This window comes from Mycobacterium sp. 852002-51613_SCH5001154 (assembly GCF_001667425.1).
GTDB lineage: Bacteria > Actinomycetota > Actinomycetes > Mycobacteriales > Mycobacteriaceae > Mycobacterium.
The window spans coordinates 1-7,320 of the sequence record NZ_LZII01000026.1 but is presented as its reverse complement, the minus strand read 5'-3'; the positions used below and the strand labels follow the sequence as shown (position 1 = coordinate 7,320).

Below are 7,320 nucleotides of genomic sequence, written 5' to 3'. Positions count from 1 at the left end.
CTCGACCACGGACAACCCCGCACCAACACCTACCACCACCCCGAAAGAATCCTCCGCGACGGTGACGACGACGAACCAGTTTGACGCAACGTGTATTTGCGACGCTAGGCCCGATGGCGGTGACCCGCTTCGCCCGGCTTCGCCGCGCTCGCGATCACCGCTAGGCCCGATGGCGGTGACCCGCTTCGCCCGGCTTCGCCGCGCTCGCGATCACCGCTAGGCCCGATGGCGGTGACCCGCTTCGCCCGGCTTCGCCGCGCTCGCGATCACCGCTAGGCCCGATGGCGGTGACCCGCTTCGCCCGGCTTCGCCGCGCTCGCGATCACCGCTAGCCCCGATGGCGGTGACCCGCTTCGCCCGGCTTCGCCGCGCTCGCGATCACCGCTAGCCCCGATGGCGGTGACCCGCTTCGCCCGGCTTCGCCGCGCTCGCGATCACCGCTAGGCCGGCATCACCCGGCGCACGTCGGGGCCCCACAGCGGCTGCATGCCGCCGGGCAGCGCCAACTGCGTGGTGGTGATGACCTCGGCCAGCTCGCGCAACCCGGCGTGCACCGAACCGAGCAGGTCGGCCAGCGCGGCCCGCTGCCCGTCGGCGCGGACGACTTCCAGCTCGGCGGGATGCGAGCGGCGCAGCAGGGTGGCGATCTCGTCCACCAGCCGTTCCGGGCGCGACGACCCCGACGCCCCGGGCAGGTCCTTGAGGTTGGCCCGCAGCCGCTCCACTTGATACAGCAGCGACCGCGGGTTCTGCGCGTCGAACAGCATCAGCTCGGCCACGGCGGCGACGCTGACCTGGCCCACGGTGCGGCGCCGGTAGATGACCGAGGACTCGCACGCCACCAGCGTGGCCTCGATGATGGTCTGTTCGGCCGCGGGCGCGCGGACGGCGGTCAAGGTGGCCCGCAGCAGCGCGGTCAGCCAGAGGCCGCGTTCGATGCGCTTGCCGATGTCCATCATCGTCCAGCCCACGTCGCGCACCATCGACTCACCGGCGACCCCCGACAGGGTGAGCATCCCGGACAGCGTCTGCACCTGGGCCGACGCGAGTAGCGCGTCGGCCTCGGCGAGGGAATCCGGCGGCTCCCGCCGCTGAGCCAGCGCGCGCTCCACCCCGGCCAGCACTATCCAGGTGTCGTTGGACATCTGGTCGCGCACCGCCCTGGCGGCCAGCGCCAACCCTTCCACCGACTGCACCAGCGACCCGGACCGCTCGGGATCCACGGTCAGGGACCACAGCGTCGAGGGGGCGACGGCGATCATCTCGGCCCCGTCGCTGGCACGGTCGTCGTCGGCCCCGGTGATCCGGCCCAGCGCGGCCATCAGCACCGGCACGCATTCGCTCTCTTCGGTGTGCTGCTGATGCCGGTAGACATGGAACCTGTCCCGGGCGACGAGCAGCAGGCGCGCCATGCTCTCCGCGCGCTCGCCGTAGCGGCCGATCCAGAACAGGTCGGACAGCACACGCGGCGAGCTGACACCCCAGGTGCCCGCCGCGGTCTTCGCCGGCGACACGGGCGACGGCAGGGTCACCGTCTCGGCCCGCGCACGCTCCGTCGGGCGCACCCAAACATCCTTCGAGGCAACGGTTTGCAACGTGTACGCGGCCGGCCCGGGCGCCAGCACGTAGCCGACGCCGCCGATCATCGGGGCGTACCCGCTGCGCTGGGCCACGTTGAACAACCGGATGCCGACGCCGGCCGAGGACAACACCCCGGCATGGTCGGTGGGCGCCGACGAGAACTGCGGCAGTTCCTGGCCGATCCACTGCCAGGGCATCTTTTCGATCGCGGCCGCCAACTGTGCCAGCTGCAATGACGAAAGGGTCGGGCCGACAAGGGTTTTACCGCCGACGGTCGACTTCACCAGGAGCGAGGACAGATTGGCCAGCAGGTGTGAGCATTCGCTCGCGATGCCGCCCCAGTAGACCGGCGCGGACTGCAGCAGCGGCGCTTCGGAGAGGAGGCGCTCGGACAGCTCGGGCAAAAACCGAAGCAGCCCAGGGTTTTCCAGGATGCCACTGCCCAGCGTGTTGACGACGGTCACCGTCCCGCGGTGCGACGCCTCCACCAGACCGACGACGCCGAGCCGGGAGTCGGCCCGCAGATCGAGCGGGTCGGCGTATTCGGCGTCGACCCGGCGCAGGACCACGTCCACCCGTTTCAAGGTGCCCAGCGAGCGCATCCACAACTTGCCGTCGCGTACCACTAAGTCCGCGCTCTCCACCAAGGGAAAGCCCAGCAGCGTCGCGAGATACGCCTGATCGAAAGCGGTTTCGGAGAAGATACCCGGGCTCAGGACCACGACCACCGGATCCTGCGCATCGTCGGGCGCGGCGTCGATGAGCGCCAGCCGCAACGCCTGGGCGAACGGTGTCGTCGGGCGCGGCGCGATCCGTTCATAGAGATCGGGCACGGAGTGCGCGACGACGCGCCGGTCGGCCAGCGCGTAGCCGGCGCCCGACGGCGCCTGCGTCCGGTCGGCGTTGACCTGGAAGGTGCCGTCCGGTAGCCGGCTGACGTCACAGGCGTGCAGGAAGAGCTGGTGATGCCCGGGCACTTCGATGCCGTTGGCCGCGCGCACGTAACCGGGATGGGCGAACAGCAGCTCCGGCGGCAGCAGCCCCTCGGTGAGCAGGCTGCGCGACCCGTACAGGTCGGCGAGCACGGCGTCGAGCAGCCGGGATCGCTGCACCAGCCCGGCCTCCAGCGCCTCCCACTCCGCGGCGGAGAGGACGAGCGGCAGCGTGTCCAGGATCCACGGCCGCGGCTCGAGGCCGTGTCCGGCGGGATCGACGTCGGTGTAGGTGATGCCGTCGCTGTCGATCAGGCCGCGCACCACCGAGCGCAGCCGGTCGAGCCCCGCCCGTCCGCGCTCCGCGATGGTGTCGGCCAGCTCCGTCCAGGCCGGCCGCACCTGTCCGTCCCGGTCAACGAATTCGTCGTAGCCGGCGGCCGGGCCATGCCGGAGATCGAAGAGCGCTTCCTGGGCGCGCGCGGCCCGGTACCCGGCCAGCAGGCGGTCGGCGTCGTAGCGGTCGGCCGGGGGCGCCGACCCCGTACCGATGCCGAATGTCATGTCCGCAAACGCCATTACCGCTGAACGGTACGCACGCGGCGCAGGTCGAGGATGCCCGGCGCGCCGATATCGGTGAAGATCCGGGCCTGTTTCTCCCGAATGTCGGACAGATCGAGCTTGCCGGGGGTGAAGCCGGTCGCCTCGAAGCGGCGGGCGCGCCGTGCCTCGGCCTCGACGGCGTTGACGGGCGGCTCGTCGTAGGCCCGCCCACCGGGGTGCGCGACGTGATACGTGCACCCGCCGCGCGACGTGCCCGTCGTCAGGTCGACCAGCTCGAACTGCAGCGGCACGTCTGTGCTGATGGTGGGGTGCAGCGCGCTCGGTGGCTGCCAGGCCTTGAACCGCACTCCGCCCACGTGGATGTCGGGGTTGTCGGTGGCCAGCAGCGGCACCGGGTAGCCGTTGACCGTCACCACGTAGCGGTGCCGGTCGGCGCCGATGATGCGGATCTGGATGCGCTCGACCGACGAGTCGACATAGCGGGCGGTGCCGGCCGCGGTGGCTTCCTCGCCGAGGGTGTTCCACGGTTCGATCGCCCCGCGCAACTCGATCTCCACCCCGTCGAACACCGCCGTGCCGATGCGGGGGAAGCGGAATTCGGTGAACGGGTCCAGCCAGCTGGTCTCGAACGCGATGCCGTGCGCGCGCAGGTCCGCGGCAACGTCGGCGATGTCGTGAATCAGGAAGTGCGGCAACAGGTATCGGCCGTGCAGGTTGGCGCCGTGGCGTATCAGCGGGGCGCGTAGCGGCTCGTCCCAGAACCACGCCACCAGCGAGCGCACCAGCAGCGACTGCACCATCGCCATGCGCAGATGCGGCGGCATCTCGAAACCGCGTAGTTCCAGCAGGCCGAGCCGGCCGCGGGCGCTGTCGGGGCTGTAGAGCTTGTCGATGCAGAACTCTGCGCGGTGGGTGTTGCCAGTGATGTCGGTCAGCAGGTGCCGCAGCGCGCGGTCGATCACCCAGGGCTTCGCCGCACCACCGGCCGACAGCCGGGCGATCTCGGCGAACGCGATCTCGAGTTCGTAGAGCGCCTCGGCGCGGCCCTCGTCGACCCGGGGGGCCTGCGACGTGGTGCCGACGAACCGGCCCGCGAACAAGTACGACAGCGACGGGTGCCGCTGCCAGTACGTCAGCAGCGATACCAACAGGTCCGGTCGCCGCAGCAGCGGCGAGTCGGCGGGCGTGACTCCGCCGAGGGTGATGTGGTTGCCGCCGCCGGTGCCGCCATGGGTGCCGTCCACGTCGAAGGACTCGGTGGACAGGCGCGCCAATCGGGCTTGCTCATAGAGGGTTTCGAGCTGCTGACTCTGCTCGGCGAAGCTCGCGGTGGGCGCGACGTTGACCTCGATGACGCCGGGGTCCGGGGTGATGGTCGTCGAGCGCAGCCGGGGGTCCGGCGGGGGTTCGTAGCCCTCGATCACGACCGGGCAGTCGACCTTGGCCGCCGCGGCCTCGACGCGTGCGACCAGGTCGACGAAGTGCTCCAGCGCCTCGGTGGGCGGCATGAAGAGGTAGAGCAGCCCATCGCGGATCTCGGCGACCATCGCGGTAGGCGGCGCGGTGTCGGAGTCCTCCACCACCGCGGTGCCCGACTGCGTCGACAGCTCGTCCCCGACGCCCAGGGGATCGGCATCGAACGACGGGCGCGGCGGCCGCCAGCTGATGGAATCCAGCGGCAGCCGCAGCCCCGCCGGAGAATCGCCGTGCAGCAACACGATTCGGCCGCGCCGCAGCCGCCAGTTGGCGCTGGCCCAGCCCTGACCATCGTCGCGGCGGTGCAGCGGCAACACGAAAGCCGCTGGGGCGGTGACGGATTCGTCGAGGCGGGCCAGCAGGGCGGCGCGGCCGGCGGGGGAGTCCGCGTCGAGGTCGTCGGCCGGGTCCACCGGGTCGCCCTCGGGTTGTCGCACCTTGGTCGCCAGCCGGTGCAGCGGGTCCTCGTAGGCGGCCCGCACTTGCGACGGCGGCAGCTCCAGGCCGTCGGCGATCGCGGCGAGCAGCCGGTGGCCCGCGTCGCTATCGGCCGGCGCCAAGTCGCCCAGCCACGGGTCGGCCAGCAGCGTGCCGTCGCTCCACAGCGGTCGCCCGTCGGTGCGCCAATACAACGCGATCTGCCAGCGCGGCAACGGTTCTCCCGGATACCACCGGCCCTGCCCGCGCTGCACCAACCCGCTCGGCGCCCACACCTCTCTGAGGCGCGCGGCCAGGTCGGAGGCGCGCTGCCGCTTGTGCGGGCCGTCGGCGGCCGTGGTCCATTCCTCGGCGACCTGATCGTCCACCGAAACGAATGTCGGCTCGCCCCCGATGGTCAGCCGCACGTCGGCGGCCGCCAACCGCTCGTCGACGCGCCGGCCGACCTCGCGGATCGTGTCCCACGCGTCGTCGGTGTAGGGCAGGGTGACACGCGGGTCCTCGTGGACCCGGGTGACGGTGTTAGAGAACTCCAGCACCGATTCGCACGGTTCGGTGCCGCCGCTGATGGGCGCCGCCGACGCCGGCTGTGGGGTGGCCGCCAACGGGATGTGGCCCTCGCCGGCGAACAACCCCGACGTCGGGTCCAGCCCGATCCAGCCCGCACCGGGGATGTACACCTCAGTCCAGGCGTGCAGGTCGGTGAAGTCGGCGGCGGGGCCCGACGGCCCGTCGAGCGCCTCCACGTCGGAGGCCAGCTGCACCAGGTAGCCGGACACGAAACGGGCGGCCAGCCCAAGCTGGCGCAGGATCGATACCAGCAGCCACGCCGAATCGCGGCACGAGCCGACCCCGGTTCGCAGCGTGTGATCCGGTGTCTGCACGCCGGGTTCCATTCGGACGCTGTAGGCGACGTCGGCGTTGACGGCGCGGTTGAGCGCGACCAGCAGGTCGATGGTGCGGGTGCCGGCCGGCACCGAGAAGTTGCGCACCCAGGCCCGCGTCAGCTCACCGGGCCCCGACCCGTCACCGTTTTCGTCGACCGGCCGCAGGTATGGCTCCAGGTCGTCGGCGAGCTCCTTCGGGTAGGTCAACCCATGCGCCGGCCACGTCTCGGCCCAGTCCTCGATGAAGAAGTCGAACGGGTTGATCACCTTGAGGTCCGCGATCAGCCCGACGGTGATGGTCAGCCGCTGGGTGGGATTCGGAAATACAAGGCGCGCAAGGAAATTGCCCACCGCGTCCTGTTGCCAGTTGATGAAGTGCTCGTCCGGCTCGATGCGCAGCGAGTAGGCCTCGACGGGCGTGCGGCAGTGGGGCGCGGGGCGCAGCCGCACGACGTGCGGATACACCCGGACCGGCCGGTCGAAGGTGTAGCTGGTGCGGTGCTCCAGCGCGACTTTGATGCTCATGACATGGTGATCTCATCACAAGCGGCACAACGCCGCAGCGCACCGCGGCTGCGGCTTACAACGCCGTAACTTCGGGCGCGGCCTCCGCTTGGATCGGCGGTTACGCCGGCGGCGGACCCGGGTGGTAACCCGGCTGCGGCACGGGGACCACCTGGCCGCCGCTCAGCCTGCGGTAGGCGTAGATGATCAGCAGCGACGCGACCGGGGCCGCCACCAACAGGCCGACACCGCACAACAGAAGCCCGACGATGGCGGACGCGAACACGATCAGCCACACCAGCAGCGCGTTGACGAAATTCGACCCGGCGAGCGAGAAGCTGGAAGTGAAGCCCTTGATCGCCGACTCCGAGCGATCGATCACGAACGCCACGGTGAACTGGGTGAATATGCCCAACACGAGACCCGGGATGAAGCAGAAAGCCGATGCGATCGACGTGAGGACCTCGACGATCAGCACGGCCAGAAACACCATGCCGAGGTTGCGCGGCTTGAAGAACGAGCCGATGGTGACGGCGCGCCCGTCGGCCAGGTCAAGACAGCCGGACAGGAACGCCGACTGCGCGAATGCGCTCACCGCGTAGGCCACCAGGTAGCCGAGGACGAGCAGCCCGTACCCGGGGCCGGTCAGGTTGGTCGTGAAGGTGAAGTCGTAGTCGTCGGGAGTCGTTCCCGTGTTCATGTTCTGGCTCAGCGTGATCAGCGCGCCGGCCACCCCGATCAGCAGCCCGTAGACCAGCGTGGGCACGATCAACGCCACGGCGTTCTTGGTGAAGGTGTTCCACGCCCAGTTGAACCCGTCAAGCACGATGATCGGAGGCTTGGGTGGGGCGCCGTAGCCGGGCGGCGGGCCGTAGCCGGGCGGTGGTGGCGGCGCGCCGTAACCCGGCGGCGGGCCGTAGCCGGGCGGTGGTGGCGGC

At 70.5% G+C, this 7,320-nt stretch carries 3 protein-coding genes; all 3 read right to left on the bottom strand.

Translation table 11 applies throughout. The features are described from left to right. Nucleotides 1-440: 440 nt before the first annotated feature. Nucleotides 441-3,092 carry a circularly permuted type 2 ATP-grasp protein gene (locus tag A5750_RS07060; RefSeq protein ID WP_067261797.1) on the bottom strand — a complete coding sequence of 884 codons (2,652 nt, stop codon included), beginning with the start codon at nt 3,090-3,092 and terminating at the stop codon, nt 441-443. Beyond that, entirely contained in the window at nt 3,092-6,403 is a 3,312-nt protein-coding gene (locus A5750_RS07055; protein ID WP_067261795.1) for a DUF2126 domain-containing protein, read from the bottom strand. Before A5750_RS07055 ends, A5750_RS07060 begins: the two co-directional genes overlap by 1 nt. A 100-nt stretch (nt 6,404-6,503) precedes the next feature. Next, nucleotides 6,504-7,320: hypothetical protein (locus A5750_RS26050; RefSeq protein WP_197505375.1), on the bottom strand; the 817-nt coding region annotated here is incomplete at its 5' end.

What these genes read in the sequence shown, in the direction of transcription:
- A5750_RS07060 (WP_067261797.1), bottom strand. Translation starts at nt 3,092, where the DNA reads ATGGCGTTTGCGGACATGACATTCGGCATCGGTACGGGGTCGGCGCCC.
- A5750_RS07055 (WP_067261795.1), bottom strand. Translation starts at nt 6,403, where the DNA reads ATGAGCATCAAAGTCGCGCTGGAGCACCGCACCAGCTACACCTTCGAC.